The sequence below is a fragment of the Streptomyces sp. BBFR51 genome (genome assembly GCF_044591655.1).
Taxonomy (GTDB): Bacteria; Actinomycetota; Actinomycetes; order Streptomycetales; family Streptomycetaceae; genus Streptomyces.
The window spans coordinates 4,581,880-4,598,934 of sequence record NZ_CP172448.1; the positions used below are offsets into that span (position 1 = coordinate 4,581,880).

Genomic DNA, 17,055 nt, shown 5'->3' on the forward strand with positions numbered 1-17,055 from the left:
AAGCGGGTGTGATCAACGTCGACGTGCCTGTGGCGGCTGTGGCTGGGAGGCCGGCGCGACCGCTGCCGGGCTGACCGATGTGCCTTGCCGCCGTGCCGCGCTCCGCATCCGTGCCACTCGTGCACGGTCGCTCGGAACTGGCCTGGTGCTGAGCCGCTCGACGCGCCAGGTCACTACCCGTGCGGGGCTTCGGGCGTCGTTGAGTGCCCGTTGGTCGGTGGCCTGCAGCAGCTGCTTCGGATCATGCCCGGCCTTCTCGGCGGTCGCGAGGGCGGCGGTGAGGGCGTCGAAGGCCGGGTCCCTGACCACCTGCTCGGCGTGGACAGGCATGGCCTGTCGGATGAGGAGGATGTGCCGTTCCACCGTCTGCTGAGGTGGCCGGCGCTGGGCGAGGACAGTCAGTGGTGCGGTGGCTGTCTGCCCGTAAGCGGCCTGCAGGTGGATCAGGGTCTGTTGGGCTGCGGCCACCTGGTGGTCGTGGCGGCGGAGCTGGTGCCAGCGGGCGGCGGCGATGACGGCGAGGATTGCGGCGTCGAGGAGCATCGCCAGCAGCGCGCCGTCCTTGGGGGCGGGCTCGCGGACCATGGCTCGTACGGCGCTACGCAGGGCGCGGGCGTGCTGGTGCTCGGCCTGGACGCGGGAGCGGGTGGCGCGCTCGAACGCCTCGGCTGCCTGCCATAGCTGGGGACGAATTTCCTGGGGTGCGCGCATGGGCAGGGCGTCGAGGGCTTCGCCGAAGGCGGCCAGGTGGGCCTGAGCGGCTGCATCGTCATCGCCACCGAGGTGGTGGGGGATGCGCTCCGCGGCGGCGGTTGCCTGGTGCCACGGGTTCACCCGACGGGGGCTGTGCTGGGGTTCGGTGGCTTCTAGACGCTTGCGGATCTTGAGGAGGGACAGGTCGGGGGAGAGTTCGGAGCCGGAGTACCAGATCAGCTCCTGCTGGGCGTTGACGTCGCCGTCGAGGGCGACGGTGTAGCCGCGTACATCACCGGACGGGAAGTGCTTGATGTCCACGAGGATGCCGTCGGTGTGCTCCAGCAGGTGGACGAACTCCTCGGTGCTGGTGGCGGCGGCCACGGCGGTGCGCACGGTGGTGCGCAGGTGTTCGCGGGCGGTGCGGGCTTGGCCGGCGCGCTTGGCCTTCTCCTGCTCGGCACGGGTAGGCCGTTTCGCGGCTGTGCGATCCCCGCGTATGACCTGGAAGAGGCCGTACTCCTTTTCGACGGCTGCGAGTTCGCGGTCGGCGGTGAGAAAGTCGTTCCAGTGCCGGGCGGTGCGCAGGTCGGCGCGGACTGTGGTGGCGGCGATGTGGATGTGGTCGGGGGCGTGGCGGACGGCGACCCAGCGGCAGCCGTCCGGATCGCCGTCGGGTGCGATGCCGGTGGCGGCGACGATGCGGTGGGCGATGTCAGCCCAGTCATCGTCGCTGAGGTGGCGGTCGGCCTTGGTGGCACGGATCGAGCAGTGCCACACGTGCTTCTCGGGTGCGCGGCCGAGCCGCTCGGCCTGCCTGACGTGCAGGTCGAGGTCGGCGACGAGAGCCTGCTTCGTGGCATCGACATCATTGGTGCGGCCGGGGTCGGGGGCGAAGCCGTCCCAGGAGGCGACCAGGTGCGGGTCGGTGTGGCCCTTCTTCTTCGTGTCGTAGAGGTAGCGGATCAGGTTGGCGGTGTCCTTGCCTCCGGTGATCTTCGCGATCATCGGGCCGCCTTGTGGCTGACGGCCTGGTTTGCGGCGGTGGCGATGCGGCGCACGGCTTCACCCACGGCATTCAGGCTCCGGTCGGTCTGGGCGAGGAGGGCGCTGTCCCCAGGGTGTGGATGGCCGCCGGAGTTGAGCTTCTTGGCGATCTGGTTGACGTTGCGGCCGATGGCGGTGACCTGCTCGCGCAGGGCATTGATCTCGTCGATGTAATCGTCGAGCTGGGTGCGCTGGCCGGCCAGGCTGAGGTCGCCGTGGACGTGGGCCAGAGTGGCTGCGGCAACGTAGTGGGCGCCGCTGAGGTTCAGCGACGCTGCCTTGGCGCGTATGTCGGCCTCTTCCTTTTCGCTGTAGCGGACGTCGACTCGTCCCTCGCGACGGCCGTTGGGGTCGGGCTTGCGACGTTGGGCGACGCGGTGCAAGGCGGCTTCTTCTGCGGCACGCGGCAATGGCGTCTCGACGGCAGCAGTGCTGTCGGCGACGGCGGTGGGCTGTTCCTGCTCGGGCACCCCCTGGTGCCCGAGTGCCTCCGCCACCCCCGGGGCGGAGGCTTCCCCGTGAGGCCGGCCCTTGGACGGTCCAGCGGGATACCTTGCTGCGCTGTTGAGGCCGGTGGTCGTCTCCTGCTGGTGGATGGGGAGTTTGTGGTGTGGATCGTGCATGGGCTGGTTCTCCGAGGGGTGCTGGGGTGTCGGGTGCATCGCTGTGCCGGCCACCGTGTCCCCCATGCCTGGCTGCACGGGGGACACGGGGCGAGCCCGGAGGCGGGGCGACCGGCGTGTACGCAGGGGTTAAGCAGCAGTGCTGGCGGAGACCGCTTCGAGTTCCTGTGGCCGCTCGGCGGCGGCTGCGTCGAGCTCGGCCTGCAGGGTGTCCTTGAGCTTGTCCGCCTCCGTCCTGCCGATGGTCAACTCCCTGCTGCGGAAGGTGGCTTCGATGTGGCGGCGCGAGGCGCGGCCCTTGCGCCCCAGTGGCGCGGTGCGCGCGAGGGCGAGCCGGTCGGGAGAGAGCTCACGGGGCTCGTGATCCTGTGGATCGGTTGAGGGCTGAGGGGTCTCAGCCACGTCTGTGGCGTCCGCAGCCACGTCGGCGGAGTCCCGCGCCACATCGGCTGGGCTGTGGGCAGCGGGGTGGTGGTGGACGACGATGTAGAGGTGGACGGCGCCGGCCAGAGCGAGCGGGGCGATGGCGGACAGGGCGCCGACGGTGACGTTGTCGAGGCGGAGGCCATCACCTGGGCGGGCCTGCTCGTTGAGGCGGACAGCGTGTACGGCGTTGGCCCAGATGCTCGTCATGGTGGCCGCACCGACGAGCAGCCACACGTACAGCCGGGAGTACCAGGGTGCGGTACGCAGCATGAGCAGGGCTCCGACGCCGACGGCGATGAATCCGTCGATGACGAGCGGGAAGGCGAAGGTGAGCAGTCCGCGGATGTGGATGGCGACTCCCATCTGGCGCAGGGCGTCGTAGGAGAGGGCGAAGGCGAACACGGCGAGCAGGGCGATGCCGAGGCGGATCAGGTCGGTGCCGCGTATGGCGGCGATACGTACGAACAAGCGGGGTGCTCCAGATGGCTTGGGGTGGCGGCTGCGGCGCAGGGGAAGGCAGGGTGTGGCCGCCGTGGGGCGTGATGTCTCGTACCACTCGTCGCGTGCCTGGTCAGCACAGGTACGGGTGGCGTGGTGATGTCGACTCGACTCGTTGCGGGCTGTTCACTCGTCCCCGCGCTGACCTGCGCGGGGACGAGTGATGCGAGTGGAGTCGAGTCAGGCTGCGGTGCCGGGAAGCGGACCGTCGGCTGACGAGGCGGGCGCGTCCGATGCCTTCGGCTCGGGGCAGTAGCGGGCCCAGGTGTCGAGGAATTGGTTGCGCGCGAAGCCCTTGGCTTGGGTGCCGTCGGGGAAGCGGCGGTTGGCCGAGCCGATGCCGTAGGGCTTCAGGAGTAGCTGGAGGCCGCGCGGGGTCAGGCCGTTGGCGCCGTACTCCGCCCACGGTGCTTCCCTGTCCGCATTGAGGGACTCCAGCAGGTGCTTGGTGCTCAGCACGGCCGGGTCGCCGACGGCGGCGAAGGCGCGGCGGATGCCGACCAGGAGGCGGGTGCGCAGACCGCCCTCCTCGTCCTGGCCGGCCTCGTAGTCGGTCATGGCGCGACAAGCGGCGCGGGCGAGCACCGGCCAGTCGCCTCCTGCGAGGTCGGCGATGATGACCAGCGGCTCCCAGGTGTCCGCCGCGCGGTCCTCGACCGGCATGGGCGGCTCCATCTCCATCGCCTGCGCGTACAGCGCCTGGAGCCAGGCATGGAGGCGGTCGCGGATCGCGTTCAGGGCGGGGGTGTCACGGCCGGTGCGGAATGACGCCACCTTCTCGCCCGCCGCGCGGCGCCGCATCCGGATCACCACCGCCCTGTCCATGATCGTGTCGGGAAGGTCACCGATCCCGGCCAGTGCGGCCATCGCGAAGGTGGGGAACTCCTGCACCTGGTGTTCGGGCCCCGATACCCGCAGGGTCGGCCGACCGCGCTGGTGTCCGGCGTTGATCAGGCCGCGGACCTCCTCGTTCTTCTCCGCGGCCGTGGTGGTGCTGAACATGGCATCGGCCTCGTCGACCAGGAGGGTCGGCGGGTCGTCCCCGTCGATCGACCGGAAGATCGCCGCTGCGGTGGCGTTGACCGTGATCAGACGGTTGTGCACGGTCTCGGTCACCACATCCAGGAGGCGGGACTTACCGCACCGCTTCTCCGGCGCGACGATCGCCAGGCGCGGTGCGTGCTGCCATGCGCGCTGCAGATGCGTCGCGGCGATCCACAAGGCCACCGCCGTGACGGCCTCCTCGCTCGGCATCGCCACGTACCGCTTGATCTGCACCCGCAGGTCGTCCAGGATCTGCGCCCCCTCGGGCAGGGGTGTTGACGAGGCGGCGTCGTGGTCCTCCTCTGCCGAAGGCGCAGTGGCGCCGGACGGTTGGCCGGGCACGGCGACTGGGGGCCACGACGTGGCGGCGTCGTCGGGAAGGAATGGCGTCTTCGGCTGGGTATCGGTCATACTGGGCATCAGCTCCTCTGCTTGCGGGCCATATGGGACGGCAATCCCGGACTCCGCAGGTTGATCGCTAGGGATGGCGGTTGAGAGGTTTGCGCTTGAGCCCCCGGCATCGCCGGGGGCTTCTTTCGTGTGCGGGCGTGCGGACGCCTGAGGTCTGAGGGTGGGGGTGCCATCACTATGCCACATGAATTGCAAATCGCAGAAGTGTTTTGCATCTCGCAGTAGCGATGCTACTGTTTAGGCTATGCTGCAAACCGCAGTGCATCGCTACGAACGGAAGGAGGCGCCGGTGGCGGAGGAAGAACCGTCCGAGGGCGTCCTGCTCAGCGGTGAGGCGAACGTCGCGACCCGCATCCGGGTGGAGCGCGAGGCGCGCGGCTGGAGCACCAACGCCCTGTCCGACCGGCTCAACGAGGCCGGCTTCGAGATGAACCCGTCCGCGGTCTGGCGGATCGAAAACGGGAAGCGCCGCATCAACCTCGACGACGCCATCGGCTTCGCCGAGGTCCTCGGCATCGACCTGCGCAATCTCGTCGGACCACCGCAACTGGCTGCCAAGGCCCGCGCCATGGAACTCATCGACGAGGTTGTGGATGCGTTCCGCGCGACCCAGAGGGCCAACATGGCCTTCACGCAGGCGCGCGAAGCGTTCGACGCCTACCTAGCCGAGCACCCCGACATCCGCGAGGAAGCCGACCTCATGGTCCAGAGCGCCATCGCGGAGGAGGCCAACAAGACCATGCTGAAGATGCACGGCCCTCCGCCCGGTGACAGCGACGGCCACTCCACCGACGAGGCATAGCCTCCGGCACCCCCTCCCAGCCTGGGCCCGCAAACCCCTAGGCAGGGCATCTCACCTTCATCCCTAGCGATCGACCGGCGGGTCGGCGTTGCCGCGCCCACGCCCGCGTCAACCTGTAGAGGACTCACTCCTTGCGCCAACCCGCAATACCCCCTGCCTCCGTTCCGACTCCGTACGCCGAGGTCGCCCTGCCGCGCCTCTACGTCCCCGAGGAAGTCGCGGCCGTACTCGGCTGCTCCGCCTGGTGGGTCAAGGACCGTGCCCGCCGCCGCCTCATCCCGTTCACCCGCGTCGGCCGCGCCTACCGCTTCTCGGACGAGCACCTCGCCGAGATCATCCGCTGCCCATGAGGCTGGACATCTGATCATGCATCTAGATGCCGAGCCGGGGAGCCGCATCGTCGAGAACCAAGCACACGACTTCGCGGCCGAGTTCCTGATGCCTGGCGCTGAGATCGCTGACGAACTTCCGCAGCGATTGGACTGGGAAGCCCTCTACGCGCTCAAGCGGCGGTGGGGGACATCTCTCAAGTCCATCGTCTATCGCGCCCATGCACTCGGCGCGTTCCGGGAGTCGACCTACAAGCGGGCGATGATGTTGCTCGCTCAGAATGGCGATCCAGAGCCCTGCGATTTGGGCCCTCGTGAAGCACCGCTGCTGCTTGAGAAGGCAGTCCGCTTGTGCGAGCAGACCGGCGTCTCGTTCGACGAACTCGTAGCCCGCTCAGGGTTGCCCTTCGAGCTCGCCAACGAGGTCTACGCCACGGCAACGATGACGCGTCCAAGGCTGTCGCTCGACGCCTCCACAGAGAGCGCAGCTGCTGACGCTCCCGTGGCCCTCCAACTCTTTCCGAGCTGAGAGTCCTTCATCGGCCCATCCTGAGGGTCTGGAGGGAAACGAGGCCCCAGGGCGACGTACGAGCGGGCGGGGTGCCAGTCAGGCCAGTTCGTTCCGAGCTTTCCGTCACAGAGCCTGAAGCGCGGCCAGGCGGAAGTACGGCAGAGCCCCGGCAGCATGCCCTGCGAAGGCGGGAATGGGGAGTGGTCACGCCGTCGCTTGGTACGCCAAGCGACGACGGAGGTCATCAGGAGGCCGATGCTGCCTGCGATCGCTTTGTAGATGGCGCCAGCCGGTGATGCGAGCACCGACAGTGCGAAGACCGCTATGACACGGGAGTTGGCCGCGCTCGTGGCCCTGGCTCGTGCACGGTTCTTCCTCCGGTCTGCCTGCGAGGTCGGCTGTTGCAGAGGAGGCGGATAGCGGTGGCATAGCCACTTACGGAGCTCCCAGGCCGTCCGCTGCCCCATGCGGGACCATGAGCGCCGTCGTCCAGAATCGGCGCCCACGGCCCGACGCATCGTCCTACAGGGCGGTGGGGGCCTTTTTGTACCAGTCGGCGATCACGCTCACGAGATGGACGATGTTCTGCGTTCGCATGATCGGTGCCGAAGCGTTCGGCTCAAAGTCGACCTTGGCCGCGGTGGTGAGCCAAATGCTGGTCTCCAGGACCGGTGCCGACATGTGCGGGTCGAGGCGGCTGAAGAAGTCGGTGACGTCGTCGAGTTCGGCAGGATTCTCGCCGGCCCGCAGCTCTCGGAATACGCCGCCGAGAACGCGGAGCATGCCCACCGACCCGAGGAGCGAGGACCGGCGAACCTCCTGGGACATGGTGAGCTCTCCAGGCTGACGCTCTGCCTCCGGGTCGTCCTCGGTAAGGGAGGCGAGGTCGGTGAAGGCGTTGGAGATGACGTCGAGGAAGTCCTTGACCTGCTCGATCACCTCGCCGTCGGTGAGAGTCTGCTCGGCCTTCTTGCTGATCCGGCCGCCGGCACCGGCAATGACGGACCGGGTGATGTCGGCGACGTGCTTGGCGCCCATGAAGTTGGGGTTCTTGAGCGTCATACGGTCTTGCTCGGCGTCAACCCGGCCCTTGAGCAGGGGGTGGTCGATGACATCGGACAGGGTGCGGTTGGCCACCTTGTAGCTGTCGAAACGAGCGCGGACGGCGCTGCTGATGCCTTTGGCGTTGTCGGCAACGTCCACGAACATCTGCTGAGACTTGATTGGGTCCGGTTCGACATAGATGTCAAGGCCGACGTACTCAGCCTTGAGGCGGTTCATCTGGCCGATGAGCTTGTCACGTTCGGCCTCGAGCTTCGCGGCCTTCTCCGGGCTCACCTTGCGAGCCATTTCGCGATCTACGTCAGAGATGGCATCGGTGATGCGCTGCTTTTCGATCGCGACTCCGAGCACGCGGTGTTGGCCGTCGATGGTCCGCAAACTAGAGATGCCGCCAATCGCCCACGGGACGGTGATGTAGCCGACGGCGCCCTGGTCGTCTACCTTCTCGAAGGTGCATCCACCGCCGTCCCGGGCGAGTAGAGCTGGAGCGACCCAGTCCTGCTTGGTGTCGAGGTACTCGCCGAAATGCTTGGCATGAAGGCGGTCGACCTTGCGATTGTCCTTGTCGACGTTGTTGGGGTCAGGGACGGGCAGGATCGTCGGCAGATCGAGCAGGGGGACGCGCACGCTGTAGACGGTGCGGCCGCCCTGAGGGGTCTTGATGGCGAGGTACGTGCTGGAGTCCTGAGGCTTGGACAGGCGCAGCGGGTCGACGGCAATGCTCACGGTAGGCCCCCAGTGGGATCAGCTACGCACTTGGATGGCGTAGCAACCACTGGAAGGTAGTGCGTAGCAGATTACCTACGAAGGTAACTTCTTATTTATATCGCTAAGTTGGCGATACGGGGTCTCAAGTTGCAAGTGGGTGACCGGAGTTGCTTGTGGCTGACCAATCTGGGTCGCGTCTTGCCGCTGAGACGGCGCCGGTCGACGACCGCGACGTCCCAGCCGTCGCGGCACGGATGCTCTCCCGTGACGAATTCCAGTCGCGCGAAGATGTCGACGCGTAGATGGGGTGGAGGTACAGCCGCGAACTGGACCGGCGGGGTCAAGGGGGTATCGACCCATGATCGAGTGCCGCCCCAGTCGTCTGGGCGAATCTCAGGATCGGTGCCGGGCGGTGCGGCGTCCGATTCGCGGACGTACACGTGGGTGAGATGCAGGTACGCGGTGATCAAGGAGCGGGCGGCTGCTACCCGGGGAGACCCTGACCAAGATCTTCTCCCAGATTTCTCCCAAACGATCTCTAGGAACGAGTCAGGGGCCCGACCCGCGATGCGGATCAAGCCCCTGACCTGGTGTTTTAGCTGTCGGGGTGGCGGGATTTGAACCCACGACCTCTTCGTCCCGAACGAAGCGCGCTACCAAGCTGCGCCACACCCCGATTGTCGACGCTCGTCGCGGCGACGTCGTTTACTTTAGCCCACCGGTGGCCGGAGACGAAATCCGGTTTAACGGGGGCGGCGGAGCGGGTTCGGGCGGATGTGGTCGAGGGCGACGAGGAGCGCGGCCAGGGCGTAGAGGGCGAGGCCGATGAGGAGGGCGTTGCCGAGGACGCCCTTGTAACCGTGCTGGTCGACGTCGAGGAAGGGGTAGAGGTAGCGGTCCTGGGAGCCGGGGAGGAGCAGCTCGCCGCGGGCCAGGGAGAAGGCCAGGTAGGCCAGGGGGTAGAGGAGCCACGCGGGGGCCTGGCGCAGGTGCAGGTGGCCGGGGGCGGTGAGCAGGAGCCAGTCCAGGGCCGCGGCCACCGGCACCGCGGTGTGCAGGACGTGGGTCGCGGCGGTCTGCCAGCCCGCACCCGCGCCGTCCGTCACCGCGAACGGGCTCGACGCGTTGGCCAGGAGCACGTGGTGCACGAGGCCGGCGGCGGCGACGTAGAAGAGGGCCGCGCCGGTGAGGGCGCCCGGCAGGGGGTGGTGGGCGGACCAGGCGCAGCGGGCGGAGGCGAGCATGACCAGCGCCAGCAGGATGCCGCTCTGGATCGTGAAGTGACTCAGGACCGTCGTGGGCGAACCGCCCACGGCCAGCTCGATCGCCACGCCGGTCAGCGCCAGCACGGCGGTGAGGAGGCGGAACGCGGCGGCCGGCCTGCGGCGTACGGGGGTCACGACGGCCGTCGCGGGTACGACGGTGGGCAGCAGGGCGGCGTGGCCCGGGATCGGGGGGAGGTCCGGGAGATCCCTGGGTATCGGGGCTGTCATGGCCTCACGCTAGACAGACCGGACATAGGGGGCGATGTGGGTGGGCCGTGTGGGTTACCCCGCCCGATCGTCCCCCGGCCACGACCGTCCCCGGCCCGATCGTCCCCCGGCCACGACCGTCCCCCGGCCCGATCGTCCCCCGGCCACGACCGTCCCCCGGCCACGACCGACCTCCGGCCCGACCGTCCCCCGTCCCCGTCGGCCTCGACGCCGGCGTCAGCGCTCGCGGCTCACCAGCGTCAGCAGCGAGGCCTCCGGTGGGCAGGCGAAGCGGACCGGTGTGAAGCGGCTCGCGCCGCAGCCGGCCGAGACGTGGAGGTAGGACGTGCGGCCCTCGGCCGTGTGCGTGGACAGGCCCTTCACGCGGTCCGTGTCCAGGTCGCAGTTGGTGACCAGGGCGCCGTAGAAGGGGATGCACAGCTGGCCGCCATGGGTGTGGCCGGCCAGGATCAGCGGATAGTCGTCCGCGGCGTAGGAGTCCAGGACGCGCAGGTACGGCGCGTGCACCACGCCCATCGAGAAGTCCGCCGCGCCGGACGGGCCGCCCGCCACCTCCGCGTACCGGTCCCGCTTGATGTGCGGGTCGTCCAGTCCCGTCAGCTCGACCGACACGCCCTCGACCTTGAGCGTGCCGCGGGTGTTCGTGAGGTTCTGCCAGCCGGCGGCGTCGAAGCCGTCGCGGATGTCCTCCCACGGGTTGTGGACGACCCCCACGGCGGGCGCGTTGCCGTTCAGGCCGTGGCGGCCCTGGACCTTCTCGATCAGGTACCGGCCGGGGTTGCGGAACTTGGGGCCGTAGTAGTCGTTGGAGCCGAAGACGTAGGCGCCCGGGAACTCCATCAGGGGGCCCAGCGCGTCCAGGACCTCGGGGACGGCCTCCGGGTCGGACAGGTTGTCGCCGGTGTTGATCACGAAGTCGGGGCGCAGCCCGGCCAGCGAGCGCAGCCAGCGCTGCTTCTTGCGCTGACCGCCGACCATGTGGATGTCGGAGACCTGGAGCACGCGCAGCGGACGCATTCCGGCCGGCAGGACGGGGACCGTCACCCGTCGGAGCCGGAACGAGCGGGGTTCGATCCCCGTCGCGTAGGCCAGACCGGCGGCGCCAACCGCCGTGATTCCCAGGGGCACTCCGTATCGCGCGCGCATACGTCCATCGTGTCAGACGTGGTGGCGGGAAGCCGACCGTGCCCGGACGCGCCGGGGGCTCGCGAAATCAGGCGGCGCTCTTCCCCGCGCACCTGCGACAATCAGGTTCATGACCACGCTCAAGTCGAAGCTGCACGACGACCTCAACGCCGCGATCAAGAAGCGCGACGAGCTCCGCTCCTCGACCCTCCGGCTGACGCTCTCCGCGATCACCAAGGAAGAGGTCGCGGGCAAGGAGAAGCGGGAGCTCTCCGACGACGAGGTGCAGAAGGTGATCACCCGCGAGGCGAAGAAGCGCCGGGAGGCCGCCGAGGCCTTCGCCCAGGGGGGTCGTACCGAGAGCGCCGAGCGGGAGAAGGCGGAGGGCGAGGTGCTCGCCGCCTACCTGCCCAAGCAGCTGTCCGACGACGAGCTGAACGCGATCGTCGCGCAGGCCGTCGAGGAGGCGCAGGCGTCCGGCGCCGAGGGGCCGCGGGCCATGGGCGCCGTGATGAAGATCGTGAACCCGAAGGTGGCCGGGCAGGCCGAGGGCGGCCGGGTCGCCGCCGCGGTCAAGAAGCGCCTGGCCGGCTGAGCCGCACGGGCGCGAGCAAAGGGCGAGGGCACTCTCCGCGGCCGCGGAAAGTGCCCTCGCTTTCTCCACCCTTACGCCTGGTACGCGGGGTTATGACGCGTCAGTCCCGGCCGCCGGGGCCGTTGTTCCGGCCCTGGAACAGGTTGCCGGGGAAGCCGCCGTCGTCCGACCCGCCGTCGCCGGTCCCGCCGTCGCCCAGGCCGCCGATGAAGCCGCCGTCGTCGCCGTTGTTCCCGTCGTCGGGCTTGTCCTCGCCGCGGCCCTTGTCCTTGTCCTTGTTCTTGTCTTTGTTCTTGTCCTTGTCCTTGTCGCCGTCCGGGATGTCGACGAGGTTGAACGAGGGGGACTCCTTGCCCGACAGGGCGCCGGTCATGGCGTCCTTCCAGATCGGGCCCGGGACCGCGCCACCGAAGACGAGCGGGTGGTAGACGCCGCCGATCGTGATGTTCTTCATCTCGACCTTCTGGGTGGCGCTGCCGACCCAGACGGCGCCCGACATGTTCGGCGTGTAGCCGACGAACCAGGCGTTCTTGCGCTCGTCGGTCGTACCCGTCTTACCGGCGTTGTCGCGGTCGGTCAGGCCGGCCGCCGCGCCCGTACCGGAGTCGACCACGCCCTGCAGCAGGGTGTTCACGCTGTCCGCGGTCTTCTCGGTCATGGCCCGTGAGCAGGTCGACTTCGGGACCTCGAGCGACTTCTGCTTGTTGCCGACCTTCTGGGTGATCGACTCGATCGCGACCGGCGTGCAGTACATGCCGCGCGAGGCGAAGGTCGCGTAGGCGCTCGCCATCGTCAGCGGGGACATACCGACCGAGCCGAGGGCGAGGGCGGAGGGGTTCTGCGGCAGCTTGTCGCCGTTGCCCTGGTGGACGTGGAGCTTGTCCGCCATGTTGGAGACCGGGCACAGTCCGATGTCGGCGAGCATCTGCACGAAGTAGGTGTTGACCGACTTGGCCATCGCCTCCTTCAGCCGGTACGGGCCGACCTCCGACTCGTTCTCGTTCTCGACGCGGTAGCCCGAGTCGTTGATCCAGGGCTTGTCACAGGTCTGGATGGGGCTCGGGTAGTCCATGTCGTACGGCGACGCGTACTCCTTCGTCGCCGGGACGTTCTCCTCCAGCGCCGCGGCCGCCAGGAAGGGCTTGAAGGTCGAACCCGTCGGGAAGCCGTAGTTCGAGCCGCCGTAGGCCGCGTCGACCGAGTAGTTGTACTCCGTCTCGTTCTTGCCGTAGCCGTACGGCTTCGACTGGCCCATGGCGACGATCTTGCCGGTGCCCGGCTCGACCATCGTGATCGCCGCGGCCACCGAGTCCGCCTTGTAGACGTGGTCCTTCAAGGAGTCGTTCACCGACTCCTGGGCCTGCGGGGCGAGCGTCGTGCGGATGGTCAGGCCGCCCTGGTTCCAGATCTTGGCCCGGTCCTTGCGGTTCTTGCCGAAGACCGGATCGCTCAGGAACACCTCGCGCACGTAGTCGCAGAAGAAGCTCGCGCTGTTCACGGCGGTGATGCAGCCGTTCTTGGGCTTGCTGACCTTCAGCCCGAGCGGCGCCTTCTTCGCCTTGGCGGCCTCCGCCGTGGAGATGTCGCCGACCTGGGCCATGCGCGTCAGGACGACATTGCGCCGCTTGGTGGCCTCCGCCTCGTCGTTGACCGGGTCGTACCGGCTGGGCGACTGGACGATGCCGGCCAGGAGGGCGGACTCCTGGATGTTGAGGTCCTTGGCGTGCTTGGAGAAGTAGCGCTGGGCGGCCGCCTCGACGCCGTAGGCCTGCTGGCCGAAGAAGGTGATGTTCAGGTAGTTCTCGAGGATCTTCTTCTTGCCCAGCTCCTCCTCGACCTGGATCGCGAGCTTCAGCTCCTGGATCTTGCGGCCGATGGTCTGCTGGGTGGCCTGGGCGACCTTCGTCGGGTCGTCGCCCGCCTCCTCCACGAAGACGTTCTTGACGTACTGCTGGGTGAGGGTGGACGCGCCCTCGGAGACGCCGCCGCTGCGCGCGTTCTTGTTGAGCGCGCGCAGGACACCCTTCAGGTCGACCGCGCCGTGCTCGTAGAAGCGCGAGTCCTCGATCGCGACGATCGCCTTCTGCATGTACGGCGACATGTCCTTGAGGTCGACCACCGTGCGGTCGCGCGAGTACACCGTGGCGATGGTGCCGCCCTCGGCGTCGAGGATGGCGGTGCGCTGGCTCAGCGGGGGAGTCTTCAGGTTGGTCGGGAGGGCGTCGAAACTCTCCACCGACCCCTTGGCCGCCAGCCCCAGCGCGCCCACTGCGGGCAACGCGATGCCGGCCAGCACCGCTCCCGCGAGGACACTGACACCGAGGAACTTGGCGGCCTGCTGCGTTGGCGACAGACCACCGCCCGAGCGCTTCTTTGGCATGGAGGCAGCCTACGTTCTCATTCGCCGGACACGCGTATATGCCTTGGCCTAAGCTGCACTCAACTGTCACAGCAGTGCGGCCACGTATCAATACGTCCGGCGACCCCGAATCGTTCCGGACTCGCTCGATTTTTTTCCGAGGGGCCCCGCTGGGGGGCGCGTTGGTGTGTACCGGCGCGTGCCACGGCGTGTGGGGTACGTGTCCGAATCCGCCTCGTGTGTCAATCGGTGTCCGTTGTGGCGCAACGGAGATGACCTGAATGCCGGGATCATCACGCATGTCGCCAGCTCACTCCCCCGGGTGATCTGCCGCTTACCCATAGTCCGTTCGGGCCATTCAAGATTGGGCCCGACGGGGGTGTTGCGCTGTGCCCACCTTCCGTAACGTCCTCAACTGGCGGCGGTGAATATGCCGCTGCCGCCGTGGGGGAGCCTCGATTCGGGAGAGGACGGCGCCGGTATGGGCTGGGTAACCGACTGGAGTGCGCAGGCCGCCTGCCGCACTACCGATCCGGACGAACTGTTCGTTCAGGGAGCAGCGCAGAACAGGGCCAAGGCGGTGTGCACCGGATGTCCGGTACGCACCGAGTGTCTGGCCGACGCGCTCGACAACCGCGTCGAGTTCGGCGTGTGGGGAGGCATGACGGAGCGGGAACGCCGCGCACTACTGCGCCGGCGGCCCACCGTGACGTCCTGGCGCCGACTGCTGGAGACGGCGCGGACGGAGTACGAACGAGGGGTCGGCATCGTGCCTCTCGACGACGACGAGGTGTACGAGAACTACATGGCCGTGAGCGCTGTGAGCGCTGTGAGCGCCGTGAGCTGAGCCGGCCGGGCCTTCCGGAGACTCCTCGCACACCCCGGCCGGAGCCACGCTCTCCGGTCGGGATCACACGCCCGTCTCGGGCAGCTCGGGCCGGCCCGTCGCGAGACGGATGCCGATGTCCCGCAGCCCCGCGAGGTCGTGCACGTCGCCGGGCAGCGCGGCCACTTCGGTGACCGCGACCTCGGGATGACGCGCGGTGAAGCGGTCACGTGTGCGCTGCTCACGAGCGAGCAGCTGCATCCGGTCCGCGTGCAGCCTCAGCAGGCCCGCGGTGAGCCCGTCGACGGACCGCTCCGGAGTCCCGCCCGGCGCGGCGCTCGGTGTGTCGTCGGCTTCGCCGCCAGGTGCGGAGCCCGGTGTGTCGGAGACCTCGGAGTCGGGAGCGGAATCGGAGGGCTCTGAACTGCCGTACGTGTCGGGGGAGTTACGAACTCCAGCTTTCCCGCCGTCCTGATCCACAATGCGGGGATCCTCAAGATTTTCCGCGGCGGCGAGCGCCCGCTCGGCCGACAGCCGGTCGGCGCCGCTGCCGTGGACCCGGTTGAGCACCAGGCCGGCGAGCGGCATGTCCTCGGCCGCCAGCCGCTGGACGAAGTACGCGGCCTCGCGCAGCGCGTCCCGCTCCGGGGCCGCGACCACCAGGAACGCCGTCCCCGGTGCCTGGAGCAGCTTGTACGTCGCGTCCGCGCGCGTACGGAAGCCGCCGAACATCGAGTCCATCGCGGCCACGAAGGTCTGCACGTCCTTGAGGAACTGCCCGCCCAGCACCTTCCCCAGGACGCCGGTCATCATAGACATCCCGACGTTCAGGAACTTCATGCCGGCCCGGCCGCCGACCTTCGCCGGTGCCAGCAGGACCCGGATCAGCTTGCCGTCCAGGAAGGAACCCAGGCGCTTGGGGGCGTCCAGGAAGTCCAGCGCCGAACGGGACGGCGGCGTGTCGACGACGATGAGGTCCCACTCGTCCTTCGCCCGCAGCTGCCCCAGCTTCTCCATCGCCATGTACTCCTGCGTGCCCGCGAAGCCCGCCGAGAGGGACTGGTAGAAGGGGTTGCCCAGGATCGCCGCCGCCCGTTCGGGATCCGCGTGGGACTCGACGATTTCGTCGAAGGTCCGCTTCATGTCGAGCATCATGGCGTGCAGCTCACCGCCCGCCGAGTCGTCGACGCCCTTCACCCGGCGCGGGGTGTTGTCGAGCGAGTCGATGCCCATGGACTGCGCGAGCCGCCTGGCCGGGTCGATGGTGAGCACGACCACCTTGCGACCGCGCTCCGCCGCGCGCAGGCCCAGGGCCGCCGCGGTGGTCGTCTTGCCGACCCCGCCCGAACCGCAGCACACCACGATGCGGTTCTCCGGGTCCTCCAGCAGGCGGTCGACGTCGAGCACGCGCGCGGGGGTCAGGCGCCGCGCGCCCTCCTGGTGACGGGCCGGGTCGTCCGGACTCATGCGATCCCCTGCTTCCGCAGCTCGTGGGCCAGTTCGTACAGGCCCGCCAGGTCCATGCCCTCCGTGAGCAGCGGGAGTTCGTTCATCGGCAGGCCCAGCTCGCCCAGGGCCGCCCGCTGCTCCTGCTCCAGCGTGTACCGCTCGGCGTACTCCCCGGCCTGGGCGAGGAGCGGGTCCACCAGCCGCTCGGCGTGCCCGCCCCGCCGCGCCCCGCCCAGTCCCGCCCCGGACAGCGACCGGGCGAGCGCCGTACGCGGGGTGTCCCGTACGCGCTCCAGGTCGGTGGCGTCCAGGACCTGGGGCCGGACCATGTTGACGACGACGCGGCCCACCGGGAGCTGCGCCGCCCGCAGCTCGGCGATGCCGTCCGCGGTCTCCTGGACCGGCATCTCCTCCAGCAGCGTCACCAGGTGCACGGCGGTCTCCCGCGACTTCAGCACCCGCATCACGGCCTGCGCCTGATTGTGTATGGGGCCGACCTTCGCGAGCCCGGCCACCTCGTCGTTGACGTTGAGGAAGCGCGTGATGCGGCCGGTGGGCGGGGCGTCCATGACGACGTAGTCGTACGCGAAGCGCCCCTGCCGGTCCTTGCGTCGCACCGCCTCGCACGCCTTGCCGGTCAGCAGGACGTCTCTGACCCCGGGCGCGACGGTGGTCGCGAAGTCGATCGCGCCGAGCTTCTTCAGGGCCCGGCCGGCGCTGCCCAGCTTGTAGAACATCTGGAGGTAGTCCAGAAGGGCCAGTTCGGCGTCGATGGCGAGGGCGTACACCTCCCCGCCCCCGGGAGCGACGGCGATCTTCCGCTCCTCATAAGGCAGCGCCTCCGTTTCGAAGAGCTGCGCGATGCCCTGGCGACCCTCGACCTCGACGAGAAGCGCGCGCTTCCCCTCGGTGGCCAGGGCCAGCGCGAGGGCCGCGGCCACCGTGGTCTTGCCGGTACCGCCCTTGCCGCTGACGACCTGGAGCCTGCTCACGTATTCGAGCGTAACCAGTCCGCGCGCGGAGTACGCCCGGGGCTGTGGACAACGGCGCCGTG

14 protein-coding genes, 1 tRNA gene and 1 pseudogene are annotated in these 17,055 nt (G+C 68.8%); 5 read left to right on the top strand and 11 right to left on the bottom strand.

Translation table 11 applies throughout. From position 1 onward, the window contains the following. Window positions 1-12 precede the first annotated feature (12 nt). The 4 genes from ACGH7X_RS20970 to ACGH7X_RS20985 form a co-directional block, all read right to left on the bottom strand. Window positions 13-1,701 carry a relaxase/mobilization nuclease domain-containing protein gene (locus ACGH7X_RS20970; RefSeq protein WP_399886937.1) on the bottom strand — a complete coding sequence of 563 codons (1,689 nt, stop codon included), beginning with the start codon at window positions 1,699-1,701 and terminating at the stop codon, window positions 13-15. Then, window positions 1,698-2,363, bottom strand: a complete 666-nt coding sequence (gene mobC, locus ACGH7X_RS20975) for a plasmid mobilization relaxosome protein MobC (protein WP_399886938.1) — start codon at window positions 2,361-2,363, stop codon at window positions 1,698-1,700. Before mobC ends, ACGH7X_RS20970 begins: the two co-directional genes overlap by 4 nt. A gap of 129 nt (window positions 2,364-2,492) precedes the next feature. Continuing rightward, a complete protein-coding gene (locus ACGH7X_RS20980; RefSeq protein WP_399886939.1) occupies window positions 2,493-3,257 on the bottom strand; it encodes a DUF2637 domain-containing protein in 765 nt (254 codons plus the stop codon). 210 nt (window positions 3,258-3,467) lie between these two features. After that, a complete protein-coding gene (locus tag ACGH7X_RS20985; protein WP_399886940.1) occupies window positions 3,468-4,742 on the bottom strand; it encodes a DUF3631 domain-containing protein in 1,275 nt (424 codons plus the stop codon). 244 nt (window positions 4,743-4,986) lie between these two features. Here ACGH7X_RS20985 and ACGH7X_RS20990 point away from each other — a divergent pair, with 244 nt between their 5' ends. The 3 genes and pseudogenes from ACGH7X_RS20990 (at window position 4,987) to ACGH7X_RS21000 (ending at window position 6,402) form a co-directional block, all read left to right on the top strand. After that, window positions 4,987-5,544, top strand: coding sequence for a helix-turn-helix domain-containing protein (locus ACGH7X_RS20990; RefSeq protein WP_399886941.1), 558 nt, complete (start codon window positions 4,987-4,989; stop codon window positions 5,542-5,544). 131 nt (window positions 5,545-5,675) lie between these two features. Beyond that, a pseudogene (locus ACGH7X_RS20995) lies at window positions 5,676-5,885 on the top strand (helix-turn-helix domain-containing protein); the annotation flags it as partial. 25 nt (window positions 5,886-5,910) lie between these two features. Then, window positions 5,911-6,402 carry an ImmA/IrrE family metallo-endopeptidase gene (locus ACGH7X_RS21000; RefSeq protein ID WP_399886942.1) on the top strand — a complete coding sequence of 164 codons (492 nt, stop codon included), beginning with the start codon at window positions 5,911-5,913 and terminating at the stop codon, window positions 6,400-6,402. 504 nt (window positions 6,403-6,906) lie between these two features. On the opposite strand, the gene ACGH7X_RS21005 is transcribed toward ACGH7X_RS21000, so the two are convergent. From ACGH7X_RS21005 to ACGH7X_RS21020, 4 genes are all read right to left on the bottom strand, one after another. Then, entirely contained in the window at window positions 6,907-8,172 is a 1,266-nt protein-coding gene (locus tag ACGH7X_RS21005) for a DNA sulfur modification protein DndB (RefSeq protein WP_219688544.1), read from the bottom strand. A gap of 584 nt (window positions 8,173-8,756) precedes the next feature. Continuing rightward, a tRNA-Pro gene (locus ACGH7X_RS21010) sits at window positions 8,757-8,830 on the bottom strand. Between the two features lie 67 nt (window positions 8,831-8,897). Further along, a complete protein-coding gene (locus ACGH7X_RS21015) occupies window positions 8,898-9,647 on the bottom strand; it encodes a Pr6Pr family membrane protein (RefSeq protein ID WP_399886943.1) in 750 nt (249 codons plus the stop codon). Between the two features lie 216 nt (window positions 9,648-9,863). Next, a complete protein-coding gene (locus tag ACGH7X_RS21020) occupies window positions 9,864-10,793 on the bottom strand; it encodes a metallophosphoesterase (protein WP_399886944.1) in 930 nt (309 codons plus the stop codon). Between the two features lie 109 nt (window positions 10,794-10,902). Between ACGH7X_RS21020 and ACGH7X_RS21025 the strand changes: the two genes are divergently transcribed. Next, window positions 10,903-11,367 (top strand): GatB/YqeY domain-containing protein, encoded by a 465-nt coding sequence (locus tag ACGH7X_RS21025; protein WP_399886945.1) that lies wholly within the window; start codon window positions 10,903-10,905, stop codon window positions 11,365-11,367. Between the two features lie 100 nt (window positions 11,368-11,467). On the opposite strand, the gene ACGH7X_RS21030 is transcribed toward ACGH7X_RS21025, so the two are convergent. Then, entirely contained in the window at window positions 11,468-13,747 is a 2,280-nt protein-coding gene (locus ACGH7X_RS21030; protein ID WP_399886946.1) for a transglycosylase domain-containing protein, read from the bottom strand. A gap of 460 nt (window positions 13,748-14,207) precedes the next feature. On the opposite strand from ACGH7X_RS21030, the gene wblA reads away from it, so the two are divergent. After that, window positions 14,208-14,573: a transcriptional regulator WblA gene (wblA, locus tag ACGH7X_RS21035; RefSeq protein WP_399886947.1), complete on the top strand. Its 366-nt coding sequence runs from the start codon at window positions 14,208-14,210 to the stop codon at window positions 14,571-14,573. A 63-nt stretch (window positions 14,574-14,636) separates the two neighbouring features. Here wblA and ACGH7X_RS21040 read toward each other — a convergent pair whose 3' ends face one another. Both ACGH7X_RS21040 and ACGH7X_RS21045 read right to left on the bottom strand, forming a co-directional pair. Next, window positions 14,637-16,019, bottom strand: a complete 1,383-nt coding sequence (locus ACGH7X_RS21040) for an ArsA family ATPase (RefSeq protein WP_399886948.1) — start codon at window positions 16,017-16,019, stop codon at window positions 14,637-14,639. Continuing rightward, complete coding sequence (locus ACGH7X_RS21045) at window positions 16,016-16,993, bottom strand: ArsA-related P-loop ATPase (protein WP_399886949.1); 978 nt, start codon at window positions 16,991-16,993, stop codon at window positions 16,016-16,018. Before ACGH7X_RS21045 ends, ACGH7X_RS21040 begins: the two co-directional genes overlap by 4 nt. Window positions 16,994-17,055: the final 62 nt, after the last annotated feature.

Coding starts and splice junctions, on each gene's coding strand:
- ACGH7X_RS20970 (WP_399886937.1), bottom strand. CDS start 1,701: ATGATCGCGAAGATCACCGGAGGCAAGGACACCGCCAACCTGATCCGC.
- mobC (WP_399886938.1), bottom strand. CDS start 2,363: ATGCACGATCCACACCACAAACTCCCCATCCACCAGCAGGAGACGACC.
- ACGH7X_RS20985 (WP_399886940.1), bottom strand. CDS start 4,742: ATGACCGATACCCAGCCGAAGACGCCATTCCTTCCCGACGACGCCGCC.
- ACGH7X_RS20990 (WP_399886941.1), top strand. CDS start 4,987: ATGCTGCAAACCGCAGTGCATCGCTACGAACGGAAGGAGGCGCCGGTG.
- ACGH7X_RS21000 (WP_399886942.1), top strand. CDS start 5,911: ATGCATCTAGATGCCGAGCCGGGGAGCCGCATCGTCGAGAACCAAGCA.
- ACGH7X_RS21015 (WP_399886943.1), bottom strand. CDS start 9,647: ATGACAGCCCCGATACCCAGGGATCTCCCGGACCTCCCCCCGATCCCG.
- ACGH7X_RS21020 (WP_399886944.1), bottom strand. CDS start 10,793: ATGCGCGCGCGATACGGAGTGCCCCTGGGAATCACGGCGGTTGGCGCC.
- ACGH7X_RS21025 (WP_399886945.1), top strand. CDS start 10,903: ATGACCACGCTCAAGTCGAAGCTGCACGACGACCTCAACGCCGCGATC.
- ACGH7X_RS21030 (WP_399886946.1), bottom strand. CDS start 13,747: ATGCCAAAGAAGCGCTCGGGCGGTGGTCTGTCGCCAACGCAGCAGGCC.
- wblA (WP_399886947.1), top strand. CDS start 14,208: ATGGGCTGGGTAACCGACTGGAGTGCGCAGGCCGCCTGCCGCACTACC.
- ACGH7X_RS21040 (WP_399886948.1), bottom strand. CDS start 16,019: ATGAGTCCGGACGACCCGGCCCGTCACCAGGAGGGCGCGCGGCGCCTG.